Source organism: Magnetofaba australis IT-1, from assembly GCF_002109495.1.
GTDB classification, from domain to species: Bacteria; Pseudomonadota; Magnetococcia; order Magnetococcales; family Magnetococcaceae; genus Magnetofaba; species Magnetofaba australis.
Genome location: NZ_LVJN01000020.1, coordinates 334145 through 360573 on the forward strand (window position 1 = coordinate 334145; position 26429 = coordinate 360573).

Consider the following 26429-nt stretch of genomic DNA (forward strand, 5'->3'; position numbering starts at 1 on the left):
TCAAAAATCCTTAAAAAGGCAGGAAGCCTCGGTCGAAAGGTCGAAATCTCCCTGCTCCTGGACCTGGACGCGCTTTGGCGTACCAACTGACATCTACCCCATCAACTTTGTTGCTGGTCATCAATTGGCCGACATCACACTCCAGCGCGAACCAATCCGAATCCTTCCAGCTTCCCTGACAATTCCATGCATGCTGGAAGAATAAGGAGAGTTCCTTATTAAGAGCTTTATCGAACAGTTGACTTTTTTTAATAGAAGATAGCTTTCCTTTTGGAAAAATGAATAGGTAGTAGTTGTATGGATCAAGGTAATTCTTGTCTCTTGTCATGAGAACAGCATCCCATTGACCGTCAGGAGAGGAGAGTCTGAATAGGATTTCTGTCTTTGGTGGTTTGGGAGGGTGTTCTTTTATATAGTCATAGTCTGGTTCGTAATCATCTGACATTTCCGGCCCAAATGTTATGTAAAGGATCATTGTGAGATATATCATCCAAAGAGCGCCTATGCTTGCAATGTAGAAGGCGACTTCGAATATCGGGTTGATGAATATTCCGCCATTAGATTTTTTTGACTTTTTCATGTGTCATCCAAACTTATAAATATGGGAGGGCGCAATATGCGCCCTCCCATCAATCAGGGACTATCGTGCATAGTGCTTCTTATAGTAGTTTATGCCCTGTTGAATCCACCATTGATCTTTTGGGTCATCACCATAAGGAGCGTTGCCGGTGTAAATATCGTTCTTCCACTCATGGTTCCCTCCTAGCGTTTGGGCAAACCCTGCTCCTCTAAGGGCGATCTCTTCAGGAATACCCAGCGCAGCGGCAGTGGGGCCATAGTTGAAGTTACCGAAGTTCTCGTATTTCTTGGTGTTGTACTGCTTGTAGTCCATGGTTTCAAGAGCCCAGTCAACAGCTTTATTCTTGGCTTTATTGGGGTTGTTGTCCTTTACATCCTGCTTATGTTTCTCGAGTATGCCTCTTGCATCTTTTGCATTCTTCACATGGTCATAGAACCACTTCGATCCAGCTAACCAATACTGTCCTTGGGTGGCTTCTCTTGCAGCTTGGACGTTTTCATCCAACGACACTTTGCCGTATTTTGGATCGTCCCATTTATACACTGGTGAGATAGGAACTTGAACGTTGTTGGGGTCCGGTGCATGGGTGTAGTAGCCAGTACCTGCTTCAGCATTGGGGAGTGGAATGTACCCACCATCTGTAGGGTAAATGTTAGGCAGAGCTTTAGGGTTTTACTTGAGCGCTTTCTCCGCGCGCTCCTGAAACTCTCCCTCGCGATTGTAGAGAGGAGAGGGAACCGCTCTGTTCTGAGATGGTGCGTTGCTCTTTACGCCCATGTCATTTCCTGTACGATAAAACAAGTCATCACCAGGCAAAGTAGGATCGTTTAAACTTGCTTGATTTCTTTCCAACCAGATGCTGTCGCCCGATCGTTTATATTGGGGAGCAGGTGGAGGCGCTTGTTGAGGAATATCGCCTATTGTCTCAATTTGCACATTAGGTCGCGAAAGGTGCATGGGTGAGGTCGAAGGCGCTTGTGATCCAGAAAAGGGTTGTTGCGCCAGCCCTCTTTGCTGCTGTTACTGGGGAGCGCCAAACGCCGAGGGTTGCGCAGTCTGTTGAGGCATGCGCATGGGCGCAACGGAGGGTCGTTGCGGTTGAGTAGCGCCCATGGGCGCAATAGTCGGAGGCTGTTGCCGGGCAAACCCCACTGCAGCCTGCCCATATTGTGGCGGCGCGGCCATGGGCGCCATGCCCAATGCTGGTTGCGGGGCCGCTTGCTGCTGGGCGACGTACTGCAACGCCGTATCGCGGCGTCCGCCATCGTGATTCCAATCCCAGATGGCGGCCATGTGCGCCGCCTTGGGCGTGCGGTAGGCGCCGTTCTCTTCGTTCATGTAGTGATCAATGCGCTGCTGCTCGTACTGTTGCCGCAGTGAACCCATGGTGTTGCTGTCCAATCCGTATTGTTGTTCAAATCCTTCCGGGTACTTGTTATCGTACTGTGCAGCCAGATGGGGATCAATCGCATAAGACTGCGGGTATCACGGTTGTGGGTCTTGTGTCCAGTTGGGTTGTGCAAAAGGTCGCATGGGGTGTTCCTTTCAGGAATCATAAGAAAGTTGAAGACCATGCGGCGCGTATAAAGGCGTTTCAGCGTGCGTATGAACGTCGACTGCTGCGAATGGGAGATACCGCCGCAGCAAGAGGATACCAGAAATGCGCACGCAATAGAATCAATACGATTTTATCTGTGATACGGGATGCGTTCCAGGATGGTCACCGCGCGGTAGACCTGCTCGCAGAGCATGGCGCGGGCCAGGGGGTGGGGGAAGGTCATGGGACCAAAGGAGAGGGAGAAGCGCGCCTGGGTCAGCACCGAGTCGTCCAAGCCGTCGGGGCCGCCCAGCAGAAAGCAGATGCTGCGTTCGCCGTCGTCACGCCAGCGCCCCAACTGCGCGGCGAACGCCTCGGAGTCGATTAACTTGCCGCCGCGATCCAGCGTCACCACCAAGGCGCCATCGGGGACTTTGGCCAATAGCCGTTGCGCCTCGTCGGCCATGGCCTGACGGCGGCCCGCTTCGCGCTCACGGTCGGCGCGGGCCTCGGGGATCTCGATCACCTCCAGCCCGCCGTGGCGCTTGAGCCGCTTGGCGTAGTCGTCGCATAGTTGGGTGATGGGACGCGGCATCCCCTTGCCCACAGCGACGATGCGAAACCTCACGAGGTGGCGGATTCGCGCTTCATCACCCGCTCCAGAATCTCTTCATCGGGGGCGTCGTGGGCGTCATCCCACAGCTTCTCCAGCGCATAGTACTCCCGCTGTTCGGCCAGGAAGATGTGCGCCAGCACGTCGCCGAAGTCCAGCAGCACCCACTGCGCTTCCGGCAACCCTTCCACGCCGATCACCTCAACGCCTGGCTTGGAGGCCAGTTGGTCCACCGCATCGGCCAGCGACGCCACGTGGGTGGTGGAGCGGCCTGTGCAGATCACAAAATAGTCCGTGAAGACCGAACGCTCGCGCAGGTCCATCACCACAATGTCTTCACCCTTCTTGTCATCCAGGGTTTCGCGGATCAGCTCCACAAGCTCTTCGCTGGGCATCATGGGGAACAGCGTTTCGTCGCTCATGCGTTTTTTCGCTCCTGATTGCATCAGTGTCATTCTTCTCTGTGAAAAATTTTGGGAGATGAAAGATATCGAGGGCTTTGCCCTCAAGCTCCCGGAAAGTCGTGGGGCCCGCCCCACACACCGCTTAAGGGTCACCGACCCTTAAGAATCCCGACGAATTTCCTTTGGAAATTTGTCTCCTGAGTCAGCGCGAGCTCGGGCTTGGTCAGGCAAACATTTTTACTGGGTCGCCTGACCATACAGGCCATGCTCCTGGATGTACGCGATCACCGGCTCCGGGGTGAAATAACGGATACTGCGCCCCTGGCGCAAGCGTTGGCGTAAATCCGTGCTGCTGATCTCCAGGTCGCGAATGGTCAGCGCCCCATAGAAGTATTGATCATCATAATCGGGAATCGGTTCGCCATCCGGCGGCGCTTGATGCTTGAGCAGAACTCCCGAAGCCAGCGAACACGCCGGGCGCGCATCATAACCGGGACGGTTCATCACACAAAGGTGTGCATACTCCAATAGCTCGCGCCAATCCTTCCACAGGTGCAACTCGCCAAGAAGATCCGCGCCCAGCAGTAGGATCAACTCATCGGCTGGGAATTGCTGCGACAGATCGCGCAGGGTGTCGATGGTGTAGGCGGTTCCTGCGCGTTGGATTTCGATATCCGATACGTCGAATCGGGGTTCATCAGCGATGGCCAGTCGGGTCATGGCCAGACGGTGTTGCGGGGGCATGCGCTGGGATTCGCCCTTGAACGGATGCGCGCCGGTGGGGATGAAGAGGAGACGGTCCAGCCGCAGCGCCTCCACCGCTTCCAGGGCGGCGCGCAGATGGCCGTGGTGGGGCGGGTCGAAACTACCGCCCATTAAACCGATGCGTTGCGCCTGAATCATGGGCGCGTGATAACTCGCATAAAGTGTGTCTCCCAAATTCGCAAATAAACGCGATACTGCGTGAAAGCACGATAATAAAAGGTGGAAAATCGCGACATTTATTGGCGCGATTTTCCGGGGTCTGGGGGCCGCTGCCCCCAGCGGGTGCAGGGCGGCGCCCTGCCGGGTCGAGGGCAGCGCCCTCGTGGGTCCAGGGCGAAGCCCTGGTGGGTTGAGGGCGGAGCCCTCATGGGGTTTGGGGCGAAGCCCCAATATCTTCCATCACCCCAAATAATTTAATTGGTCAACTGCGCACCTGCCCATCGCCCAACACGATCCATTTCTGGCAGGTGAGCCCTTCCAAACCCACCGGGCCGCGCACGTGGAGCTTATCGGTGGAGATGCCCATTTCGGCGCCCAGGCCGAACTGGAAGCCGTCGTTAAAGCGCGAGGAGGCGTTGACCATGACGGCGGCGGCGTCCACCTGACGCAGAAAACGCTGCGAAGCCGCATAGTCCTTGGTGATGATCACCTCGGTGTGGCGTGAGCCGTATTGGTCGATGTGATCCATGGCGTCGTCCATGGAGTCCACCACGCGCACGGCGAGAATGGCGTCCAGATATTCAGCCTCCCAGTCGGCCTCGGTGGCGGGCTGAGTGGGCGCGGCTTCGCCGATGGCTTCGGCGCTGCGAGGACAGACGCGCAGGGCGCAGCCGCCAGTGTGCAGGCGCTTGGCCATGGCGGGCAGAAAGGTGGTGGCCACGTCCTGGTGAATGAGGATGGTCTCCAGGGCGTTGCACACGCCGGTGCGCTGCATTTTGCCGTTGCAGATGATCTCTTCGGCCATGTGCAGGTCGGCGTGCTCATCCACATAGGCGTGGCAGACGCCGTCCAGGTGCTTGATCACCGGAATGGTGGCGTCTTCCATCACGCGCTGAATCAGGCTCTTGCCGCCGCGCGGAATGATGATGTCCACATACTTGTCGGCGCGCAGCAGGGCGCCGACGGCGGCGCGATCGGTGGTCTCCACCACCTGCACGGCGTCGGCGGGGGCGCCGGCCATGGCCAGCCCTTCGGCCAGACAGGCGGCGATGGCGCGATTGGAGTGGATCGCCTCGGAGCCGCCGCGCAGGATCACCGCGTTGCCGGATTTGACCGCCAGGGCGGCGGCGTCGGCGGTGACGTTGGGGCGCGACTCATAGATGATGCCGATGACGCCCAGGGGCACGCGCATATGACCGACGCGGATGCCGTTGGGGCGACGCTTGACGCCGGTGATCTCGCCAATGGGGTCGGGCAGGGCGGCGATCTGGCGAATGCCTTCGGCCATGCCTTCGATCACTTTATCGCTCAGGGTCAGGCGGTCGAGCATGGCCGACGTCAGGCCATTGGCGCGCCCGGCTTCCAGATCCTTGGCGTTCTCGTTTTGCAGATGGACCCGCTTGGCCAGCAATACGTCGGCCATGGCGCGCAGGGCGTTGTCTTTGACTTCGCCGTCGAGCCAGGCGACTTTGCGCGAGGCCGCGCGAGCGCGTTTGCCGATCTGTTCGATTAATTGCGCCGCTTCACTCATGTGTGCTCTTCAACTTGCTGATAGGGTTGTGAATTGAATTTTTGCAACCGGGCGGATGCAAAAATTCAATTGGTGCAAGGATGCCGCGAATGGGTTGATTCGTCCAGTCTCCTGCATGAAATTTCACCGCAGGCCAACAGAAACGGCGCCGCAGACCGTTTCAAGCCGAGCAGGGATGGCGTTGATTGGGCCGAATGTGGTACAAATCTCGCTTCCAGCGCAATCGCATCCGTATGGCGGGCCGCGCGCGCGAACCGCTTTGCCGGTTTCCCCAGGCCCCCGACTCGTTCATTTCAGGAATACGACATGTTTCAGGCTATCGCCCGCAAGATTTTCGGCTCCGCCAACGACCGCTATCTGAAATCCCTCAATCCGCTGGTGGATCAGATCAACGCGCTTGAGCCGCAGATGCAGAAGCTCTCCGACGAAGAGCTGAAGGGTCTCACCGCCCAGTTCCGCCAACGTCTGGACAATGGCGAGGAGCTGGACGCGCTGCTGCCCGAGGCGTTTGCCGCGGTGCGCGAAGGCGGCGTGCGGGCCTTGGGCATGCGCCACTACGATGTGCAGTTGGTGGGCGGCATGGTGCTGCACCAGGGCAAGATCACCGAGATGAAGACCGGTGAGGGTAAGACGCTGGTGGCCACGCTGCCGCTCTACCTCAACGCGCTGGCCGGACGCGGCGCGCATCTGGTGACGGTGAACGACTACCTGGCCAAACGCGACGCCGAGTGGATGGGCAAGCTCTACGGCTTCATGGGGCTCACCACCGGGGTGATCGTGCATGGGCTGGACGACGCCCAGCGCAAAGAGGCCTACGCCTGCGACATCACCTACGGCACCAATAACGAATTTGGTTTCGACTACCTGCGCGACAACATGAAGTTCTCCTTAGAGGAGATGGTGCAGCGCCCGCTGAACTACGCCATCGTCGACGAGGTGGACTCCATCCTCATTGACGAAGCGCGCACGCCGTTGATCATCTCCGGTCCCACCGAGGACAACACCGACAAGTACTATCAGGTCAACGCGGTGATCCCCAAACTGGAGCGCGAGACCCACTACACGGTGGATGAGAAGGCGCGCACGGTGACCTTCACCGAAGAGGGCAACGAGGCCATTGAGGTTCTGCTCAAAGAGGCGGGTCTGCTGACCAACGGCGATCTGTATGACCTGGGCAACATGGAGATGGTGCACCACGTCAACCAGGCGTTGCGCGCCCATGCGCTGTTCGAAAATGACAAGGACTACATCGTCAAAGATGGCGAAGTGGTGATCATCGACGAGTTCACCGGCCGCATGATGCCCGGTCGTCGCTACTCCGACGGCCTGCACCAGGCGCTGGAGGCCAAAGAGCAGGTGATGATTCAGAATGAATCGCAAACCCTGGCCTCCATCACCTTCCAGAATCTGTTCCGTCTCTACAACAAACTGTCGGGCATGACCGGCACCGCCGACACCGAAGCGTCGGAGTTTTCCAGCACCTATAATCTGGATGTGGTGATCTGCCCCACCAACCGGCCCATGGTGCGCATCGATAACGACGATGTGGTGTTCCGCACCCTGCAGGAGAAGCTCAATGCGGTGGCGGAAGATATCGTCGAGCGCAACGCCAAGGGGCAGCCGGTGCTGGTGGGCACGGTCTCCATCGAGATGTCCGAGGTGGTCTCCAAATTCCTCAAGCAGCGCAAGATCAAGCACGAAATCCTCAACGCCAAGCAGCACGAGCGCGAAGCGGAGATCGTGGCCCAGGCGGGTCGCAAGGGCGCGGTGACCATCGCCACCAACATGGCCGGTCGCGGCACCGACATCCAGTTGGGCGGTAACCCCGACATGCGCATCAAAAATGAGATCAAGCCCGACACGCCGGAAGAGAAGCGCGCCGAGCTGGAAGCGCAGATTCGCGCCGAGTGCGCCGCCGAGAAGGCCGAGGTGCTGGCGGCGGGCGGTCTGCACATCATCGGCTCTGAGCGCCACGAATCCCGCCGCATCGACAACCAGTTGCGTGGCCGTTCCGGGCGTCAGGGCGACCCGGGTTCGTCCACCTTCTACCTGTCGCTGCAGGACGATCTGATGCGCATCTTCGGCTCCGATCGCATGGACGCCATGCTGCAGAAATTTGGTCTGGAGGAGGGGGAGGCGATCATCCATCCGTGGATCAACAAGGCGGTGGAGTCGGCGCAGAAGAAGGTGGAGGGGCGCAACTTCGATATCCGCAAGAACCTGCTCAAGTTCGACGATGTGATGAACGAGCAGCGCAAGGTGATCTACGAGCAGCGCAAGGAGCTGATGGAGGCGGAGGACATTCAGGCCTACATCCAGGAGATTCGCGAGGAGATTTTGGCGGACCTGGTTGAGCAGCATCTCAACGAGGAGATCTACCCGGAGGAGTGGGACGCCAAGGCCTTTAGCGACGCGGTGCAGCATCAATTTGGCGTGGTGGTGGACGCCGAGAGCTGGAAGCATGAAGAGGGCGTCACCAGCGCGGTGGCCCATGAGCGCGCCAAGGAGGCTCTGAACGCCTATTGCGCGGCGCGTGAGGAGCGTTTGACGGCGCCGTTGATGCGTTATCTGGAAAAATCGATCCTGCTGCAACTGCTTGATGGTCTGTGGAAGGAGCATCTGCTCAACATGGACCACTTGAAAGAGGGGATTCACTTGCGGGGTTATGCGCAGAAGGATCCGTTGAACGAGTACAAGCGCGAGGCGTTTGAGCTGTTTGAGGGCTTGCTGGACCGCATTAAGATGGACGCCATTGAGTTCCTGGCCAAGGTGGAGGTGCAGCAGCCGGATGAGGTTGAGGCGCGTGAGGCGGAGTTGGCGGCGCAGCGGCAGCAAGAGATGAACATGATCCATGCGGACGCTGAGTCTTATGCGGGGGAGTCGGCGCCGCAGCCGGAGCAGGATGCGGCGCATACGCCGTATCGGCGTGAGGGCGATAAGATTGGGCGCAACGATCCGTGTCCGTGTGGGTCGGGCAAGAAGTACAAGCATTGCCACGGCAAGCTGGCGTAGGCCTGATCTACGCGGAGTAAAAGTGTTTGCGTGACGCAGCTTGAGCTGGCGCTGACTATTGGCCTCCGGCTGGCCGGAGGCGGGATTCTTAAGGGGCTGCGCCCCTTAAGCGGGTCCAGGGCGGCGCCCTGGCGGGGTTTGGGGCAGCGCCCCAATATCTTTAAGCTTTCAGCCGTTTCCCCCTTGAGAAAAGGTTGAGCCAGTCAGGATTTGGAAGAGAAGCTGGAAGGGTTGAGCCAGCACGGGGGAAAACGGGAAACGGCGGTGAGCGATATGTCGGCGTAGCCGACAGGAGCGAATGCTCTAGGGCTGTGGACTCGGGAAAGCCAAAAAGTGTGTGCGGGAAAGCGCTGGGGTTAGGGTAGTCTGCCCTTGTAGCAACTAACGAAGATCGGAGCGCGCCCAAGACCATCGTCTTTGGTGGAGTGAGGGAGCGAGCCCAAGATTGCCGCATCCGGGAGAGTTGGTCGCCAGCCCAAGACCGCCGCCTTCGGCGGCATGCTAGGGAGATCTCTCCCCAGACCCCTCTCTCAATTTGCCAGAGCAAATTGAGTCAGGAAGCGCCCCAGCAAAATCTGCGATTTTGCTTTTGAAAAGGGGGCGCAATTTAAAAAAGTTAGATATTAAGGCTCCGCCTTAATGATCCGCCAGGGCGCCGCCCTGGACCCGCCAGGAGGGACGCCCTCCTGGACCTCGATTAGTTTTACTCCGTGCGCGCGCAACCTTTGGTCGCCGCATCCAGATAGAGTGGGCTTGGGAGTCGCCAGTCATGGACACACGCCGCCGCGTGCTGATGATCGCCTTCCACTACCCCCCGCCCAAGGCTACAGCGGCGCCCAACGCGCCCTCAAATTCAGTCGCTACCTGCCCGATTGGGGTTGGGATCCCATCATTCTTTCCGCCCACCCCCGCGCCTACGAACAGACCGGGACCACCCAACTGGGCGAAATCCCCAAAGACGCCCCCGTGGCCCGCCCGCAGGCGTGGGACGCCAAACGCCATCTGTCGATTCTGGGACGCTACCCCGGCTTTCTCGCCAGCCCCGACCGCTGGGCCACCTGGCGCCCCTTCGCCATCCGCCGCGGCCTGCAACTGATCAAACAACACAAACCCGAAGTGATCTGGGCCACATACCCCATCGCCAGTTGCCACATGATCGCCCACACCCTGAGCGGCCTCACCGGCCTGCCGTGGATCGCCGACTTCCGCGACGCCCAGTGGACCAACACCTTCCCCGCCGACCGCGCCCGCCACGACCAACACGTGTTGCTGGAGGCGCGTCACATGGCTTCGTGCAGTCGCGCCGTGATCACCACCCCCGGCATTCAAAAGCTGTATGAAAACCGCTACCCGGTGAATCCGCCGGAGCACTTCGCCGTCATCGCCAACGGCTATGACGAGGCGGATTTCGCCACGCTCCCCCAACGTCCGGCCAATGCGCAGATCGACGGCCCGGTGACCCTGCTGCACAGCGGCGGACTCTATCCCGGCCACGAGGAGCGCGACCCGGTGAGCTTCTTCGAGGCCCTGGGCAAGCTGCGTCACTACGGCATGGTGGGGCCGGAGACCCTGCGCGTGCGTTTTCGCGGCTCCCAGGAGGAGGATTACCTGCGCCAACTGGCGGTGGCCAACCATGTGGCGGATATGGTGGAGGTGCTGCCGGGAATTCCCTACGAGGAGGCGCTGCGGGAGATGGCCCTGGCCGACGGTTTAATGCTGTTCCAGGGGGCCAACTTCCACCACCTGATTCCGGCCAAATTGTTTGAATATCTGCGTCTGGGGCGTCCGGTGTTGGCTCTGGCCGATCCCACCGGCGATGCGGCCAATCTGCTGCGCGATTGCGGTGGGCGGGAGATCATCCCCCTGCACCACACCGACGCCATGGTGGACGCGCTGCCCGCCTTCATCGCGCAACTGCGCGACGGCCAAGCCAGCGCCCCGGACCCGCAAAAGGCCGCCCAGTACGAACGCCGCCGCCTCACCCGCCAACTGGCCGCTCTGCTAGAAGAGGTGGCCGACGCGGAGAGCACCGGCGAGGGGTAGGGGTTACTCTGTCGCCTCCGCCACGGTGGGTGTAGTCTTTTCAGCGTTGCGCGCCTCGTGGCGGCGCATCACTTCCGCCGCCAAGTCTCGCTGCTGTTGGGCCTCTTGGGGGCGGTTCAGGGCGTCCAGGACTTGGGCGTGATTTTTTAACACAGTGGCGGTATTGGGGCTCTCGGGCAGTTTGGCCAGCATGATCTCAGAGGCGCGTTTAATTAATGCCTCCCCGTGATTTTCTTTCTTTTGTGAAAAATACACACCACCTAGATTTTGTAAAGACATGGCCAAGTCTGGATGTTCATGTCCTAGTAAATTTTCGTATATTTCGATAGATTGTTGAAAAAATGATTCAGCCTCCTGAAACTCCTTCTCTTCCCAGCAAAGTGACCCCATATTGTTTAATGTTTTTGCGTAACCAGGGTGAGCCCTTCCATAGGCATTAGCTACAATTTCTAGATCACGCTCATATAGGGCTCTCGCGGCTTTAAAATTCCCTTGTAGCTTATGAACGCTGGCAAGATTAGATAATACTATCCCGAATGTGGGATGCATAAGGTTTTTGGTAACTTCAAACTCATTTACAATGGACTGAAGAATAGACTCTGCTTCAGGAAGACGCTCTTGGACAATATACATTTGTGCTATATTGTTCATGATCCGGCCTAGATCAGATGGATTTTTATGAGGTAAGGATTTAGTTATTTCAAGTGACTTTATGAATAACTTCTCAGCCTGAACAAAGTCCCCTTGGTCGCTATATAAACCTGCTAGGTTAGCCGTTGCTATTGAGAGGAGATTTTTGTCGGCGTTTTCTGAAATATTCAGTAATTCTATACCCTGTAAGTACAGTTTCTCGCTATCTGTGACGCGTCCTTGATGTTCAACACTTGAGGCCAAGCTAAGTATGGATTTTACCTTTTCATTGATAGAGGCGTCATATTTGTTCCGCAATTCCATTGACTTGATGTGGTAATTTTCTGAACCTGCAAAATTCCCCATCTCGCCTGTTGCTCTGCCTAAGGCAAACAGTAGATCAGCGCGCTCAAGCTCCCATTCACGATCCCGCCCTGGCGGCATCAACTCCACCGCCTCCTGCAAGGCGTCGAGCGCTCCGGCATAATCCAATTGAGATAGACGTGCATTTGCTTGAGCCTTGGCCAGTTGCGCGGCGGTGCGCAGCCCCTCATCGGCTTGTTGCTTTTGCTTCAGGGCAGTCACGCAAGCCAGGGTTTTGGCCTCTTGTAATGCGGCATCTGCTTCGACCCATTGGCCTTCCGCCATGAATGCTTGCGCCTTCTCCTTGAGCGCCCCCACTTCTGCATCGTTGGTTTTGAGTTGATCCAACTCCGCCTGCAATCTCAGATAGCGCTCGGCAAACTCACGCAGCATGGCGTCCCACTCATAGGGGGGGACTTGCTGGATATCCAAACGCTTGGAGAAGTTGTGGATTGCGGCTTCGGCCAAGCCTGCCTTCTTCACTTCGTCAATGGTTTCTGCGCTAAAGGTGTTATTTACAACCACCTTGTCGCCATTAATGCGGTCTCCATTGTGTGTGATATCGCCTTGCGCAGTGCTGTGGTCGGTCACATGGGTATTGGATTGGTCGCCCTGCGCCATGTTTTCCGTGTGTTGCACGTTGCCGCTGTGGGATTTGTGGGTGAACTTTGTCGGTTTGTCCGAGGAGAACCACTTGGACGAGAGCCAATTGACGAACAACCCCACGGGAATGGCGACGGCCAGCGCGCCAATCCAGTTGTCCTGAAGCCAGATCAAAATTGGGCCGCCATAGGGCTGTAATCCCGCCAGGAGTGATTTCAGACTCTCCACAACTTTCATCTCCTGCTGTGCTGGGTAGGAAACTCACCAGTAACGAGAATAGTTGAGAGATTGCAACGCTGTACAGCGAAAAGCCGCAACCGGAGGCATCACGCGGGCGCTGGGGGCGACGACAGAGTAGCCCGGCGGGGCGGGGTTATTCCGGCTCGACGTCAGCCAGGCCCAACGCCTTGCGCGCCGGGCCCAGGCCCTGTCCGGCGGCTTTCTCATACCAATGGCGCGCCTTTTTGGGATCGCGCGCAACGCCCTGGCCGTTCTCATACATCGCGCCCAGATTGTATTGCGCCACCGCCAACCCCTGCTCGGCGGCCAGCCGATACCACTTGGCTGCTTTGATATAATCCTGGTGCGTCCCGGCGCCGCTGTCATACAGCGTGCCCAGATTGGTCTGCGCCCGCGCATGCCCTTGCAGGGCCGCGCGACGATACCACTTGAACGCCTGGGCGTAGTCCTGGGGCCGACCTTTACCGGTATCGAACATCACGCCAAAATTATATTGCGCATCCGCCACCCCGGCGATGGCGTAGTAGTAGAACCCCTGCGCCGCAGTGTGCAGATCGCCGCGATTGATCGCGGCGAAGATCTCCGCCTTGGAGAGAAGCAGGGGTTCCAACTCGGCGGATGCGGCTGGCGTGGATGGCGTGGGGTCATCCACCGCCGGTTGTTGCGGACGCATGCGCGCCCTGGGGGCGATGTCGGCATGGAGCATCGGGCCAGGGGCGGGCGGCTTGTCCGGAGTTTCGGCCAGTTGTTGTGGCGCAGCGGCGATCTTGGCTGCACCGGGCGGTTTTTTTGAAGATGGGGAGTCCGGCTCGTCGGCGACGCTCCGCGACTGGGCGGGGGCTGCAACAGGCTGCGCAATGGCGGGTTTTGGCTTGGACCGGGCTGGTTTGTCGCCTGGAGGCGTCGCCTTGCCTGATGTCGATGCAGACGAAGCGATGGCGCGTGGCGCTCTGGTCGGAGCCGGAGTGTCGGCGTCGGCTGTTTGGGCGGAAGCCGGGTCTGGCTGAACGGCAGGGGGCTCTGATTTGGCGGAATTCGAGGCGGATGGCGGTTTTGCGGCGACGCGCTGTGGCGTCGGACGCCTCTTGCGCGTGTGGGTTGATTTCTGCAGTCGCGCCTCCAACTGCGCCAGCAGCGCCGCATCGCCATAGCCTTTGTCCACCACCTTACGCGCCCGGTAGAGACGCGAGGCCGCCTGCTTGCGCCGTCCGGCCTCCAGATCCTCCCGCGCCAGCGTCATGTAGCGTTGGGCGATGGCCGCCATGGCCCGCCGCGCCTCCACATGATTGGGCTCCAACTCCAGCGCGCGCTTGAGGATGCTGTAGGCGCTCTTGCCTGGCGGCCACATCAGTTTGCGTTGAGCGAGGAGCTGCTTGCCCTGGGCGACCAGCTGATCCGCTTCGCTGCTCTGCGCATGCGCGGGCGCAGGCAGACATAGGGCGAGAATCGCGATCAGCGTCACAAGGCGCATGGGGTCACTTTCCGAGCAGGCGTTGGGGGCGGTTGGGAAGATTATGCGAGGGATCGCCGCACACTCTCAAGGGGTGACGCCGATGCGGGGGCAATGCCTGCCGGATTACCCCTCAAGCGCGCGCGGGCGGGATTGATCGGCATCACTGTTGGGCGCCGACAGGAGCTGGCGCCATCTCCTCCAACGCCGCGCGTGCGGGGGCAAACCCCCGTTTCGCCGCTTGCGCATACCAGTGTCGCGCTTCGTCGGGGTCATGCTCCACGCCGCGCCCTTCGGCATAGAGGCGCGCCAGACGATACTGCGCCATGGGCACGCCCTGATCCGCCGCCAGTTGGAACCACGTCGCCGCTTTGAAGGGGTCCTGCGGCGCGCCCAATCCCGCCTCATACAGCGCAGCCAGATTGGCTTGCGCCTGCGGATGCCCCTGCAAAGCGGCGCCGCGATACCATTTGAGCGCCTCGTTGTAGTCCTGCGCGACTCCTTTGCCGGTGTCATACATCACCGCCAGGTTGAATTGCGCCTCATCCACCCCGGCGATGGCGTAGTAGTGCAGCCCCTGGGCGGCGGTGACGTAGTCGCCGCGCTCCATGGCGGTGAAGATCGCCGCCTTGGGAATCAACGTGGCGTCCAGCGGGCCGGATGCAATGGGCATGGGAGCCGAAGGCGGTGGCGCTTGTACTGCGGGCGCTTGCTGGCGAGGAATGGTGGGCGGCTTGCCGCGAAACATGGGGGTGATCTGCGCATGGGCGCTGCGGCCGGATTGCGCAGAGGGGGATTCTGCTTGCGCTGGCGTCGTGGTGGGCTCGGATGTGGGATGCCGCTGCGCAACCAGTTGAGCTGGAGCGGGCGATGCCGGGGGTGTGTCAGGTTTGCGCGGACGGGCCGCTGCTATCGGCTTGCCGCCAGATTTGGCGCGCGCTTGCAGTTGCGCCAGTCGCGCCGCGTCGCCATAGCCCATGTCCACCACTCTGCTGGCGCGATTGAGCCGTTTGCGCGCCCGAGTGAGGCGACCCGCCGCCAGATCGGCTTGCGCCAGCGTCATGTACTTCTCGGCGATGGCCGCCATGCCCTGTTTCGCGCTGCTGGAGTGGGGGTCGCGGGTCAACGCCCGTTTGAGCAGGCTCATGGCGCTCTTGCCTGGCGGCCACATCAGCTTGTGTTGGGCGATTAACGCGTTGGCCTGCGCCAGCAGACGCCTCTGTTTGACGTCGGCGCCGGTTTTCTGGGGAGCCGGTGGCGTCGCGTCTTGCCGTGTCTGCATGGTGGATGCCGCCTGATGCGATTTGGGCGCAGTGGCGACGGCGCGTTGCGCGGGCGGGATCGCTGGTCGGATTGTGGCGCGCGGCTGGGGTTTGCGCTGTAGACGCGCCTCCAGTTTGGCCAACGCGGCGGCATCGCCATAGCCCAGATCGATAATGCGGCGGGCAAGCTTCAGCCGTTTGTGCCCCTGTGTGCGCCGCCCCTTCGCCAAGTCGGCGTGGGCCAGCGTCAAGTAGCGTTGCGCGATTTTGCCCATGGCCTGTTTGGCTGCGGCGTTGTCGGGATCCAGCGTCAACGCCTGTTTGAGCGCGCTTATGGCGCTTCTGCCCGGCGGCCACATCAACTGACGCTGCGCCATGCGCTGTTTGGCCAGCGCCACCAACTGGTCGGCGTTGGGGCTCTGCCCGTGGGCGGGGGCGCTGAGTAGCAGCAAGAGGGTGAGAATCAGCGCAAGACGACGCATAAAGGCTCCTGATGGGTGACGCGCAGTGGGCAACCCGGGTGGCGTCAGAGGGGGAATTATGCGAGTTTTTCAGGCTGACTCTCAAGAGAGCGCAATCAACGCCAAGCCGATGAGTTCGCCGTGAAGATCAAACGTCGCGCCAAATCCAAATCCGCCCCCGCGCATCTGCGCGCCGCCGCCCAGGAATCCTGGAGTCAGGTTCAGGCGGCGTTGGCCGTACAGGATCTGGCCGCCGCCGAACGCGCCCTGCGCGAGACGCTGAAGCGGCAGGCGGAGCATTGGCCCGCGCGGCAAACCCTGATGCGCCTGCTGGCCGAAACCGGACGCGCTGATGAGGCCCGTGTGGTGGCGGAGGAGTCGTTGGCGCTGCGCCCCAGTGACGCCGCCCTGGCCCATGAGATCGGCATGTTGCTAGTCACCCAGGGGGCGTTCGCGTCCGCCTTTACGGCGTTTGAGGTCGTCGCCAGGCAGCTGCCGCACAACGCCGATGCGCAGAACAATCTGGGTGGTTGTCTACGCGAGATGGAGCGCAATGACGATGCGGCGCGTTACTTCGCCAAAGCGTTGAAGTTGGATCCGGCGCACCCCCACGCGCGCTTCAATATGGCCCAGAGCCTGATGGAGGCTGGGCGACGCAGCGAAGCGGTGGCGGCGCTGCTGGAGCTGCTCAAACTCAACCCGGAACACGCCGACGCCTTGCGTCTGCTGGCGTTGTGGGATCGAAGCGCGGTGGCGCCTGAGCATCGCAGCGCCCTGGAGCGCCTGGCGGCGCGCCCGGAGGGCGTGGATGACGCCGCCATGCGCGCGGGCTTCGGCTTGGCGGCGCTGCTGGAGGCGGAGGGCGACTATGGCGCGGCGTTCGCTGCGCTCAGTCGCGCCAACGCGCGCATGCGCGCCAGCTATACCTATGATGTGGCCGATGATGTGGCGCAGCACGCGGCGCTGATGGCGGCCACGCCATCGCTGGATGGGGATCCGCAGAGCGGCGTGGATGACGCCACGCCCATCTTTATTCTCGGCATGCCGCGTTCGGGCACCTCGCTGGTGGAGCAGATTCTCGCCAGCCACTCACATGTGGCGGGGGGCGGCGAGCGCAATGATCTGCGCCGCGTCGTGCTGGGGGGGTGGGATGCGCGCGGTTGGCGCTTCCCTGACGGCATGCAAACCCTTTCCAACGCTGACGTGACCCGTATGGCGCAGGAGTACCTTCAGCGTCTGCGGGAGGTGGCTTCGCCCCAGCAGGCGCGCCGCATCACCGACAAGATGCCCGCCAACTATCTGTTCATCGGGTTGATCCGGCGCATGCTGCCCAACGCGCGCATCATCCACTGCGTGCGCGACCCGCGCGATGTGGCGCTCTCCATCTTCAAAACCTGGTTTAGCGGCGAGTTGCCCTATGCCTATGATCTGGCGGAGCTGGGGCGCTACTTCGCCGCCTATGAGCGCCTGATGGCGCATTGGAAGGCCTTGGCGCCGGAGGCGATTTACCGCGTGCGTTATGAGACGTTGGTGGCGCAGCCGGAGGCGGAGATTCGACAATTGCTGGATTTCTGCGGCCTGCCGTTTGAGCAGGCGTGTGTGGATTTTCATCGCAGTAAGCGGGTGGTGCGCACCGCCAGTCTGGCGCAGGTGCGCCAACCCATCTACGGCGGCGCGGTGGCGCGTTGGAAGCGTTACGGGGACGAGGCGCTGCGCCCATTTACCGAGGCGCTGGGGGCGTCCGATAGTCTACTGGACGTTTGACGGCGCGAAACCAAAACGGCACAGATCGGCCAATGTTTGCGTGACGCAGGCCCGGCTGGCGTTGACTCTTGGCCGCCGACTGGTCGGCGGCGGGGTCTGGGGGCGGCGCCCCCAGCGGGGTTTGGGGCGGCGCCCCAAGGTTTGGTTGTTGGGAGCTCGAGGGCGGAGCCCTCGATATCTTCCATTTTCAAAATCGCCAATGTTCAATTTTGAATTTGACTGACTATATACCGATGGAACCTGGGCGCAGATATCGGGGGATATGGTCTATTTCAGCGATGGTCAGCAGTGCGTGATTTCAGGCAATCTGTTGAACTGCAATTGAGACTGACATGATGGGCGAGGGGGCGGCGCGGTCTGGTTTGTGCTGCGTGCGCATTCCGTTGTCGGCAGGGGCGCGGCTTTGACGGCGTCGGCGCCGTCAAAGCCGCGTGTGCATTTTACAGTTGGTTGCCGGGGCGGAAGTTGGTCAGGGTGTGGGTGTGTTTGCCCTTGGCGTTGACCTTGTGGTAGACGCCGCCGCCCATATCCAGCACGCTGGAGCAGCGCAATTTATCCGCGTTCTTGGGGGAGGTGGTGCAGTGTTGGCCCTGGTCATTGATGGACCAGACGCGCCCCTTGTCGCGCTTGCCATTGGGGCGCAGCACGATATGTGATCCATCCGGCGCTTCGTAGGCCTGGAATCTCTTGTCTTTGGGGACAAACACCCCATCAAACGTGTGGTCTGTGAAGAGTTTGATCGCCGCCTCTTTGTCCAGCGGCGTCGCCGCCTGCGCGGCGAAGGGCAGACAAACGCCCAGCGCAGCCATAACCAACCACTTTTGCATCCCGTCTCTCCCTATTATTGTTTGTGAGAGACGCTACAGCTGATCAGCCAATCGGCGGTGCTCCACCATCAAGCAGTGATCCTCCACATAGGCCATGCCCGCCTCAGAAGCGATGCGCGCCGATTCCGGGTGCGCAATCTCCTTCTGCAACCACACGCTTTTGGCCTTGATGGCGGCCGCCGAGCGCACCACATCCGGGGTGTCTTCGGACTTGCGGAACACATCCACCATGTCCACAACGATGTCCGACGGAATCGCCTCCAACGACGGATAGGCTTTTTCGCCCAACACCTCGTCACTGCCCGGGCGCACCGGAATAATGACGTAGCCCTGCTCCTTCAAATAGGCGGCCACGCGATGCGAGGCGCGTTCGGGCTTGGGCGACAGCCCCACCACGGCGATGGTTTTGGTCTGTTTGAGCAGATCGATCATCTGTGCGTCATCCATGGGTCTCACCTATTTGTTGCCGTAAACGGAAGAGAGTTCCAAGCTATTTGATTTAAGGGCCAAATTTCGGCGCCGAGCAGTGGGTCTCCTCGCCGATGCTCCAGAAGATGCGCGAGCCCCCCGAGGGGGTGTTGACCAGGCTGAAGCTGGAGGCCACGCACAGACGATTGCCCGCGCCGGTGCGCACCGGCAGGTTCAGATTGTCGATGTGGCCGCAGTTGCGCAGCAGCACGTGCAGGGCGTCCAGCACGTCTGGATCCTCCATCAGATCCTCAGCGGAGCGGCCGGCCCACTCCTCGGGGTTCAACTGCAGCAGTTTGCCGCCCATGGCGTTGATGGCGAGGATGGCGTGTTTGTCGTCGGGGGTGAACCACAGCGCGGGCTCAGGAATCGACTCGGGATTGAGCACCGCCTGGTGCGAGCGCGCCGACTGCACCATGGCGTTGAGCACCGCCGTCTGTGTGAGCAGGCCGCGGAAGGAGCCGTCGGCCTCGGCCACCGGGATGCGGCGGTGGGTGGTCTCCACAAAGAAGTCCAGCGCCTTGAGGAGGTCAGTCTCCGGCGTCAGATAGTTGATGCTGTGGGACATGAAGCTGGAGACCGGTCGTTCGGGATCCCAATCAGGCTCCATGCGCAGGCGGATCAGATCGCGCTCGGTGACGATGCCCACCATGACGTGATCGGCCACCACCACCACACAGCCGCGGTGCCAGCCCATCATCAGTTTGGCCGCTTCGCGATAACTGACGTCGGGTCCCACCTCCGGCAGCGGCGGACTGATCATGTCGGCGACCTGGAACTGAATCAGCAGACTGGTGCGCGGCAGAGCGGCGAGAATCTGCTTCTCCATGATGCCGCCGCTGAGTACGCCATCCTCGTTGAGTACGGGGAAGCGGCGGAAGCGGCGCTGGTTATACAGGTCGATCAACTCCTGAATCGGCGTCTCCTCGCGCACCGACACCGGCGCCGACAGGCGCATCTCGCGCAGAGTCTTGCTGTGGGGGTCGCGCCCCTGCACGATCCACTTGAGCATGTCGAATTCGGTGAGCAGCCCCACCAAGCGCATCTGGTCCAGCACCACCGCAAACCCCGGCGGTCCATGGCCGCCGCCCTGGGCCACCGCGCGCATGGCCACGGCCAGGGTGTCCCCGGGAGAGAGGGTGATGACATTGCGGAACATGCGGTCGCGTACGTACATGACAGGGCCTCAACCAGTGAGCCGCGCGCAACGGAAAGGGCGCGGGCGCCGTGGGTGGATCTGCGTGCTTTGGCGGATGAATTCGCCCATGATAGCGCGCCATGCCGATAAAATAACGGAAATAATCTCAGGCGCGCATCGCGGATTTTTTGCCCCAGCGGCGGAAACAGGGTAACGTGTGCGCTTAACCGGACCTGAAACGCAATGGCGGCGTTGCGCATTATGGGCTTTCCTAACAGACCGCATTCATGCAAATATCATGCTCGAACAGGCGCGAGAGGTTCTGATCCTGGAGGCGGAGGCGATCCGCGCGGTGGCCGATCGGCTCGACGCCCGCTTTGAAGAGGCGGTGCGCGTGCTGTTGGCCTGCCAGGGGCGGGTGGTGGCCACCGGCATGGGCAAATCGGGCCTGATCGCGCAGAAGGTGGCGGCCACTCTGGCCAGCACCGGGACCCCCTCGCTGTTTCTGCATCCCGGCGACGGCAGCCACGGCGATCTGGGCATGGTGACTCAGCAGGATGTGGTGTTGGCGTTTTCCAACAGCGGCGAGACCGAAGAGGTGCTGGCCCTGCTGCCGGTGATCAAACGTCTGGGCGCCGGACTGATCAGCCTGGTGGGGGAGTTGGACTCCACTCTGGGGCGCATGAGCGACGTGGCGCTGGACGTGTCGGTGGCGCGCGAGGCGTGCCCGCTGAACCTGGCGCCCACCAGCTCCACCACCGCCGCGCTCGCCTTGGGCGACGCCCTGGCGGTGGCGCTGCTGACCGCGCGTGGGTTTGATGAGGAGCGTTTTGCGCTGTTCCATCCCGGCGGCAGTCTGGGGCGCAAGCTGCTGCTCACGGTGCGCCGGGTGATGCATGCGGGGGAGGAGATCCCCCTGGTGGATGAGAACGCGCCGCTGCGCGAGGCGCTGCTGGAGATGACCGCCAAACGGCTGGGTCTAACCGGCGTGCGCAGCGCCGACGGCGCGTTGGTGGGCGTGATCACTGACGGTGATTTGCGGCGCCATCTGGAGTGGGAGGCCGAGGGCGTGCTCAGCGCCACCGCCAAGCAGATGATGACGCGCAACCCGAAAACCATTGAGGCCGATGCATTGGCCGCCGAAGCGCTGCGGGTGATGCAGCAGGGGCAGATCACCAGTCTGTTCGTGATGGATCGCGGCGCGCTGGCCGGGGTGGTGCATCTGCACGATCTGCTGCGCGCCGGGCTGGCGTAGGCCAAGGGGGCGAAATGATCCCGAACGCAGGCGAAGAGAACACTCTGTGGACGCCGCAACTGGCTGAACGCGCAGCGAAGATTCGCCTGTTGGCGCTGGATGTGGACGGCGTGCTGACCGATGGCGGCATCTATCTGGATAACGCTGGCGGCGAGATGAAGCGCTTCAATGTGCAGGATGGCCTGGGCGCGCGTCTATTGTTGGATGCGGGCGTGGCGGTGGGGGTGATCACCGCGCGCAAATCCGATCTGGTGGCGCGGCGGGCGCGGGAGTTGAAACTGGCGTTCGCCCACCAGGGCGCGCATGAAAAATGGGCCTGCCTGGAACAGGAGATGGCGACGCGCGGTCTGACAGCCGACCAGTGCGCGTTCATGGGCGATGACCTGGTGGATCTGGGCGTGATGAGCCGCGTTGGCTTGGCCGCCTGTCCGGCCAACGCCCACGAAGAGACGCGCCGTCGTAGCCATTGGCAAGCCTCCGCCGCGGGCGGCGAAGGCGCGGTGCGCGAGTTGGCCGATCATATTTTGCGCGCCCAGGGGCGTTGGGACGAGATCGTCGCGGCCATGGTCGCCGGGACGTATGGCCACGCCGCTCAGTAGAGCGCGCGGGCGGTTGAAGGATCTGAAGAAGCGTGCGCAAGGGCGTCAAAAATCTCTTTTTGCTGATTCCGGTGGCGATCATCGGCGCGGCGCTGTGGCGTCTGGATCAGACCCAGACCGTGGACGTCGCCGATCCGACCCCCGGCGAGGACGCGGCCCGTTCCCGGGTGACCGGCATCAATCTGGTGCAGTATGATGGCGGTCAGACGCGCTGGACCTTGAGCGCGCCGCGCGCCCAGGAGGGCGCCGATGGCTGGACCATCGTGATGGAGCCACGATTGACGCTGTATGGCGCCGAGGGCGGCGTGGTGCGGGTCTCCGCCCGCAGCGGTCGCGTGGCGGGCGCCAATCGCGAGATGGCGTTCGAGCAGAGCGTGGTGGTGCACGATGGCGATGGCGGTCGTTTGCTCACTGAACGGCTGCGCTTTGATCCGAAGCAAAAAATTCTCCATAATGAGGAGTTTTTTACGGCGGTCAGAGAGGGAATCGAGTTGCAGGGCCGGGGCATGCGACTGCTCGAAGAGGGGCGTCGCCTGGAGGTTCTGCATGATGTCACAATGCGGTTGACGGGCGGCGCGCGCCAATGGGTGGAGTCGCCGGGCAGATGATGAGGAAACGGTCAGTGCGGCGCAAAGCGAGAACGGGCGTGTCGGCAAAACGATGGGGAGTCGTCCTGGCGGGCGCATTATGGGCGCTAGTCCTCGGCGCGGCGCCGACGCACGCCGCCTCCCAGAACGCCGCGCTGGTGATCAGTTCAGACCGCCTGGAGATGGATGAGGCCAAGCAGTTGGCGGTCTTCTCCGGCCGCGTGGAAGCGGTGGAGGGGGAGATGCGGCTGACCGCGCGGCGCATGACGGTGCGCTATCTGCCCGCAGAAAATGGCCGCAATAAACGTGAGCTGATTCAAGAGATCTACGCCCAGGGCGATGTAACCCTCAAGCAGGGCGACACCGAGGGCAACGCCAGCGAGGCGCGCTATCAAGTGGGACAGCGCCGTCTGGAGATGATCGGCAAGAGCGAACCGGCTTCGGTGCGCTTCGGTAAAGATCACGTGCGCGGCGCGCGCATCAAGGTGACGTTGAACGCCAACCGGCAGGTGAAGAACGTGCGCGTGGATGGCGGCGCCACCGGCGGGCGGGTGACCATGAAAATCATTCCCGGGCAAGAGCGCGCCGGCGCGGGCGATCAGCAGCCATGAGTGAGGCGGGCGCCCAGATGAGCGCGCCCGACGCGGCGTCGGACGGCGCCCCCCGGGAGTTGGTGGCGGACCATCTGGTCAAGCGCTATCGCGCCCGTCAGGTGGTGGATGGCGTCAGCATCGACGTGCGCCCCGGCGAAGTGGTTGGTCTGCTGGGTCCCAATGGGGCGGGCAAAACCACCACGTTTTACATGTTTGTGGGGTTGGTGGGGCCGGACGCCGGGCGCATTGTGCTCGATGGGCGCGAAATCACCCGCGATCCGGTTTTTCTGCGCGCCCGGGCGGGCATCGCTTATCTGCCGCAGGAGCCGTCGGTGTTTCGCAAACTCACCGTGCGCGACAATATCCTGGCGATTCTGGAGACGTTGCCCATTCCCCGCGATAAGCAGTTGCAACGGCTTGAATCGCTGATGCTGGAGTTGGGCGTGGCGCACCTGGCCAACACCAAGGGGTTTGCGCTGTCCGGCGGCGAGCGGCGTCGGGTGGAGGTGGCCCGCGCGCTGGCCATCGAACCCCGCTACATTCTGCTCGATGAGCCGTTTGCCGGGGTGGATCCGCTGGCGGTGGGGGATATTCAATCCATCATTCGCCATCTGAAAGAGAAGCGCATCGGCATTTTGATCACCGATCACAATGTGCGTGAGACGCTGGGAATCTGCGATCGCGCCTACATCCTCTCCCAAGGGCGGGTGTTGGCCAGCGGCGACCCGGCGGCGGTGGTGGCGGACGAACAGGTGAAACGGATGTACCTGGGCGAAGATTTCCAGTTCTGATCCTCTGAAGTGGGTAAGGTCGGAAATCAGAGGCGTCGTCATTCGGGCGGCGTCGACAATGCGAGGGAACGGAGAGAACGAATATGGCGTTGGGTCTGGAGCTGAAACTTCGCATGGGCATGCAACTGGTGATGACGCCCCAGTTGCAAATGGCCATCCGTCTGCTGCAGATGTCCAGCCTCGATCTCCAGGAGTATCTGCAGGAGGAGTTGGAGAAGAACCCCCTGCTCGAGCGCGAGGATGACGGCGGCGGCGACGGTTTGACCGACAGCGGCGGCGATATGATCGATTCGGGCTCCGGCGGCTCCACCGAAGCGGAGTCCAGCTATGCTGAATCCGGCCGCAGCGAAGGCGACGACGACGGTGGATCGGACTTCGACAGCGGCAATGATTACGATGGCGGCTCGGACTCCGATTCCGACTATCAGATGGCCTCGGAGACCACCCCCGACGACGCCCGCATCAACGACGATCTGCCGGTGGACGCCAACTGGGAGGATGTCTACTCCGACGCCGCCAGTCACAGCAGCTTCGAAAACGCCCCCGCCAACCAATCCAGCGAAGCGCCGCCCCTGGAGAACACCATCTCCCGCGGCGAATCCCTCACCGACCATCTGATGTGGCAGCTGGGCGTCTCCGCCCGTGACGACACCGAGCGCGTGTTGGGCATGGCCATCATCGACGCCATCGATGAGAACGGCTACCTGTGCATGAGTCTGGAGGCGTTGGCCGAGGCCACCGGCGCCGACTTCGAGGATCTGGACGACGTGCTGGTGCTGATCCAGTCCTTCGAACCCTCCGGGGTGGGCGCGCGCTCGTTGGCCGAGTGTCTGCGTCTGCAGCTCAAAGCCGAGAAGCTGGCCAAGCCTCCGTATACCGATCTGTTGGAGAATCTGGAGGATCTGGCCAAGCGCGACTTCCGCAAGCTCAGCCGTACGCTGAAGTTGACCGAAGAGGAGCTGGCCGATGCGGTATCGGTGATCCAGAGCCTGGATCCCAAACCGGGTCTGGCGTTTGGCAGCGACCAACCCAGCTATGTGGTGCCCGACGTCTATGTGCGTAAGCTGCAGGGGCGCTGGGTGGTGGAGGTCAACCCTGACACCCAGCCGCGCCTGCGTCTGAATCGTCTCTACCAGGACTCCCTGGGGCGGCAGGTGTCGCCGCAGGAGAAGCGCTTCCTGCAGGAGAACGCGCGCTCGGCGCAGTGGCTCATCAAGAGCCTGGAGCAGCGCTCCAGCACCATCTACCGGGTGGCCGAGAGCATCGTGCGCTTCCAGGAGGAGTTCCTGGAGAAGGGGCCGGAGTATCTCAAGCCGTTGATCCTCAAGGATGTGGCTGACGACATCGGCGTGCACGAATCCACCACCAGCCGAGTCACCAGCAACAAGTACATGCACACCCCCCGGGGCATCTTCGAGTTGAAGTACTTCTTCTCCTCCTCCCTGGGTTCGCAGACTGGCGAAGCGCACTCCTCGGAGGCGGTCAAATACAAGATTCGCAAACTGGTGGACGAAGAGCCGCCGCGGCGCCCCTATTCCGATGAAAAACTGGCCAAGCTGTTGGGCGAACAGGGCATCAAGGTGGCCCGTCGCACGGTGGCCAAGTATCGAGAATCTCTGGGCATCCCTTCATCCTCGCGACGCAAACAGTTGGGCGGCTAAGCCGCGATCTGAAGCAGGGCGGCGGCGCCGCAAGGAGACCCGATGAGTGGTGCGCAACAGCGTCTGGTGTTGGTGACCGGACTATCCGGCGCGGGCAAATCGGTGGCGTTGAAGTATCTGGAGGATCTGGGCTTTCAATGGGTGGACAACCCGCCCATGGAGCTGATTCCCCAATTGGCCGAACTCTCTGTCGGCAGCGGTCGCCATGTGGCGGTGGGGGTGCATCTGCGCGAGCCGGACCCCCACGGACTGATTCATCTGCAAGAGCTGTGTCGCGAACGCGCCTGCGCCGGGCTGCGGGTGGAGAGCCTCTATCTGGAGGCCAATGTGGAGATGCTGGTGACGCGCTATCGCGAGACCCGCCGTCGCCACCCCTTGGCTTTGGGCGTGACCGTGCGTGAAGCGGTTGAACGGGAGATCGCCTTCCAGGAGCCGCTGCGGGAGATGGCCGATCTGGTGGTGGACACCAGTAATATGACCCCCCGTGAGCTCAAAGAGCTGCTCGATAAACTCTACGACCATGACGCCATGGGCGAAGATTTGACGGTGTTTTTGCGCTCCTTTGGCTTCAAGCACGGGGCCAACACCGATGCCGATATGGTGTTCGATGGGCGCTTTTTGGCCAATCCCCACTATGATCCGCAACTGCGTCACCTCTCTGGGCTGGATGCGCCGGTGCGCGATTTTCTCGAGCGGGATGACGAAGCGGAGCGTTTTCTGACCCACATGGTCAATCTGTTGGACTATCTAATCCCCCGTTTTCGCGCGGAGCGTAAACGCTATTTGACCATTGATATTGGTTGCACTGGCGGCCGACACCGTTCGGTCTACCTGGTGGAGCGGTTGCGCGACCATCTGAACCAGCATGGTCACGCGGCTCTGGTGCGGCACCGGGATCTGGATCGGCATCACGGTTAGCGAGCTGGCAAAAAAATTGCTAGCAGCACACGATCACGGTTTCCCTGTGAATCTGAGGCGATTTCGCGCTCCCGCCGCCATGGGATGCGGGAAAACCCTTGCCAGCGGCGGTGGAACCTGGAAGCATGCGTCAATCAGGCAACCGCCCGTCGTGATATTTCCACCAGAATGGCCC

General features: G+C 61.3%; 23 protein-coding genes. 10 read left to right on the plus strand and 13 right to left on the minus strand.

From position 1 onward, the window contains the following. Positions 1-10: 10 nt before the first annotated feature. From MAIT1_RS13700 to MAIT1_RS13730, 7 genes are all read right to left on the minus strand, one after another. Positions 11-580 (minus strand): hypothetical protein, encoded by a 570-nt coding sequence (locus MAIT1_RS13700; RefSeq protein WP_085443485.1) that lies wholly within the window; start codon positions 578-580, stop codon positions 11-13. A 60-nt stretch (positions 581-640) separates the two neighbouring features. After that, positions 641-1084, minus strand: coding sequence for a polymorphic toxin type 44 domain-containing protein (locus tag MAIT1_RS21570; RefSeq protein WP_158089498.1), 444 nt, complete (start codon positions 1082-1084; stop codon positions 641-643). Positions 1085-1600: 516 nt separating this feature from the next. Further along, a complete protein-coding gene (locus MAIT1_RS13710; RefSeq protein ID WP_085443486.1) occupies positions 1601-1966 on the minus strand; it encodes a hypothetical protein in 366 nt (121 codons plus the stop codon). Between the two features lie 302 nt (positions 1967-2268). Next, a complete protein-coding gene (gene rlmH, locus MAIT1_RS13715) occupies positions 2269-2745 on the minus strand; it encodes a 23S rRNA (pseudouridine(1915)-N(3))-methyltransferase RlmH (RefSeq protein ID WP_085443487.1) in 477 nt (158 codons plus the stop codon). Then, positions 2742-3152: a ribosome silencing factor gene (gene rsfS, locus MAIT1_RS13720; RefSeq protein ID WP_241893483.1), complete on the minus strand. Its 411-nt coding sequence runs from the start codon at positions 3150-3152 to the stop codon at positions 2742-2744. Before rsfS ends, rlmH begins: the two co-directional genes overlap by 4 nt. 219 nt (positions 3153-3371) lie before the next feature. Then, complete coding sequence (gene nadD, locus MAIT1_RS13725) at positions 3372-4037, minus strand: nicotinate-nucleotide adenylyltransferase (protein WP_085443488.1); 666 nt, start codon at positions 4035-4037, stop codon at positions 3372-3374. A 283-nt stretch (positions 4038-4320) separates the two neighbouring features. Next, on the minus strand, positions 4321-5589 hold the full coding sequence (locus tag MAIT1_RS13730; protein WP_085443489.1) for a glutamate-5-semialdehyde dehydrogenase: 1269 nt from the start codon (positions 5587-5589) through the stop codon (positions 4321-4323). Positions 5590-5895: 306 nt separating this feature from the next. On the opposite strand from MAIT1_RS13730, the gene secA reads away from it, so the two are divergent. Then, positions 5896-8601 (plus strand): preprotein translocase subunit SecA, encoded by a 2706-nt coding sequence (gene secA, locus MAIT1_RS13735; RefSeq protein WP_085443490.1) that lies wholly within the window; start codon positions 5896-5898, stop codon positions 8599-8601. A gap of 753 nt (positions 8602-9354) precedes the next feature. Further along, positions 9355-10644 carry a glycosyltransferase family protein gene (locus MAIT1_RS13740; protein ID WP_085443491.1) on the plus strand — a complete coding sequence of 430 codons (1290 nt, stop codon included), beginning with the start codon at positions 9355-9357 and terminating at the stop codon, positions 10642-10644. Between the two features lie 3 nt (positions 10645-10647). Here MAIT1_RS13740 and MAIT1_RS13745 read toward each other — a convergent pair whose 3' ends face one another. From MAIT1_RS13745 to MAIT1_RS13755, 3 genes are all read right to left on the minus strand, one after another. Next, on the minus strand, positions 10648-12468 hold the full coding sequence (locus MAIT1_RS13745; protein WP_158089499.1) for a tetratricopeptide repeat protein: 1821 nt from the start codon (positions 12466-12468) through the stop codon (positions 10648-10650). A 145-nt stretch (positions 12469-12613) separates the two neighbouring features. Then, on the minus strand, positions 12614-13951 hold the full coding sequence (locus MAIT1_RS22060; protein WP_198947894.1) for a tetratricopeptide repeat protein: 1338 nt from the start codon (positions 13949-13951) through the stop codon (positions 12614-12616). A gap of 142 nt (positions 13952-14093) precedes the next feature. Then, positions 14094-15674 (minus strand): tetratricopeptide repeat protein, encoded by a 1581-nt coding sequence (locus MAIT1_RS13755; RefSeq protein ID WP_085443493.1) that lies wholly within the window; start codon positions 15672-15674, stop codon positions 14094-14096. 120 nt (positions 15675-15794) lie between these two features. On the opposite strand from MAIT1_RS13755, the gene MAIT1_RS13760 reads away from it, so the two are divergent. Then, positions 15795-17417, plus strand: coding sequence for a tetratricopeptide repeat-containing sulfotransferase family protein (locus MAIT1_RS13760; RefSeq protein ID WP_085443494.1), 1623 nt, complete (start codon positions 15795-15797; stop codon positions 17415-17417). A 440-nt stretch (positions 17418-17857) separates the two neighbouring features. Here MAIT1_RS13760 and MAIT1_RS13765 read toward each other — a convergent pair whose 3' ends face one another. From MAIT1_RS13765 to MAIT1_RS13775, 3 genes are read right to left on the minus strand one after another with little or no spacing between them, the layout of a single operon-like run. Next, the gene (locus MAIT1_RS13765) at positions 17858-18244 is read right to left on the minus strand and encodes a hypothetical protein (protein ID WP_085443495.1); all 387 of its coding nucleotides are present in this window, start codon (positions 18242-18244) and stop codon (positions 17858-17860) included. 33 nt (positions 18245-18277) lie between these two features. Then, the gene (locus MAIT1_RS13770) at positions 18278-18691 is read right to left on the minus strand and encodes a CoA-binding protein (RefSeq protein ID WP_085443496.1); all 414 of its coding nucleotides are present in this window, start codon (positions 18689-18691) and stop codon (positions 18278-18280) included. A 52-nt stretch (positions 18692-18743) separates the two neighbouring features. Then, entirely contained in the window at positions 18744-19889 is a 1146-nt protein-coding gene (locus tag MAIT1_RS13775) for a CBS domain-containing protein (protein WP_085443497.1), read from the minus strand. A 256-nt stretch (positions 19890-20145) separates the two neighbouring features. Between MAIT1_RS13775 and MAIT1_RS13780 the strand changes: the two genes are divergently transcribed. The 7 genes from MAIT1_RS13780 (at position 20146) to rapZ (ending at position 26254) form a co-directional block, all read left to right on the plus strand. Beyond that, a complete protein-coding gene (locus MAIT1_RS13780; RefSeq protein WP_085445466.1) occupies positions 20146-21105 on the plus strand; it encodes a KpsF/GutQ family sugar-phosphate isomerase in 960 nt (319 codons plus the stop codon). Positions 21106-21119: 14 nt separating this feature from the next. Then, on the plus strand, positions 21120-21704 hold the full coding sequence (locus MAIT1_RS13785; protein ID WP_085443498.1) for a KdsC family phosphatase: 585 nt from the start codon (positions 21120-21122) through the stop codon (positions 21702-21704). A 32-nt stretch (positions 21705-21736) separates the two neighbouring features. After that, positions 21737-22312, plus strand: coding sequence for an LPS export ABC transporter periplasmic protein LptC (lptC, locus tag MAIT1_RS13790; RefSeq protein WP_085443499.1), 576 nt, complete (start codon positions 21737-21739; stop codon positions 22310-22312). A 38-nt stretch (positions 22313-22350) separates the two neighbouring features. Then, on the plus strand, positions 22351-22902 hold the full coding sequence (locus MAIT1_RS13795; protein WP_158089500.1) for an LptA/OstA family protein: 552 nt from the start codon (positions 22351-22353) through the stop codon (positions 22900-22902). A 17-nt stretch (positions 22903-22919) separates the two neighbouring features. After that, entirely contained in the window at positions 22920-23675 is a 756-nt protein-coding gene (lptB, locus tag MAIT1_RS13800) for an LPS export ABC transporter ATP-binding protein (RefSeq protein WP_085445467.1), read from the plus strand. An 83-nt stretch (positions 23676-23758) separates the two neighbouring features. Next, entirely contained in the window at positions 23759-25336 is a 1578-nt protein-coding gene (locus MAIT1_RS13805) for an RNA polymerase factor sigma-54 (RefSeq protein WP_085443501.1), read from the plus strand. Positions 25337-25378: 42 nt separating this feature from the next. Then, a complete protein-coding gene (gene rapZ, locus MAIT1_RS13810; RefSeq protein ID WP_085443502.1) occupies positions 25379-26254 on the plus strand; it encodes an RNase adapter RapZ in 876 nt (291 codons plus the stop codon). Positions 26255-26429 lie beyond the last annotated feature (175 nt).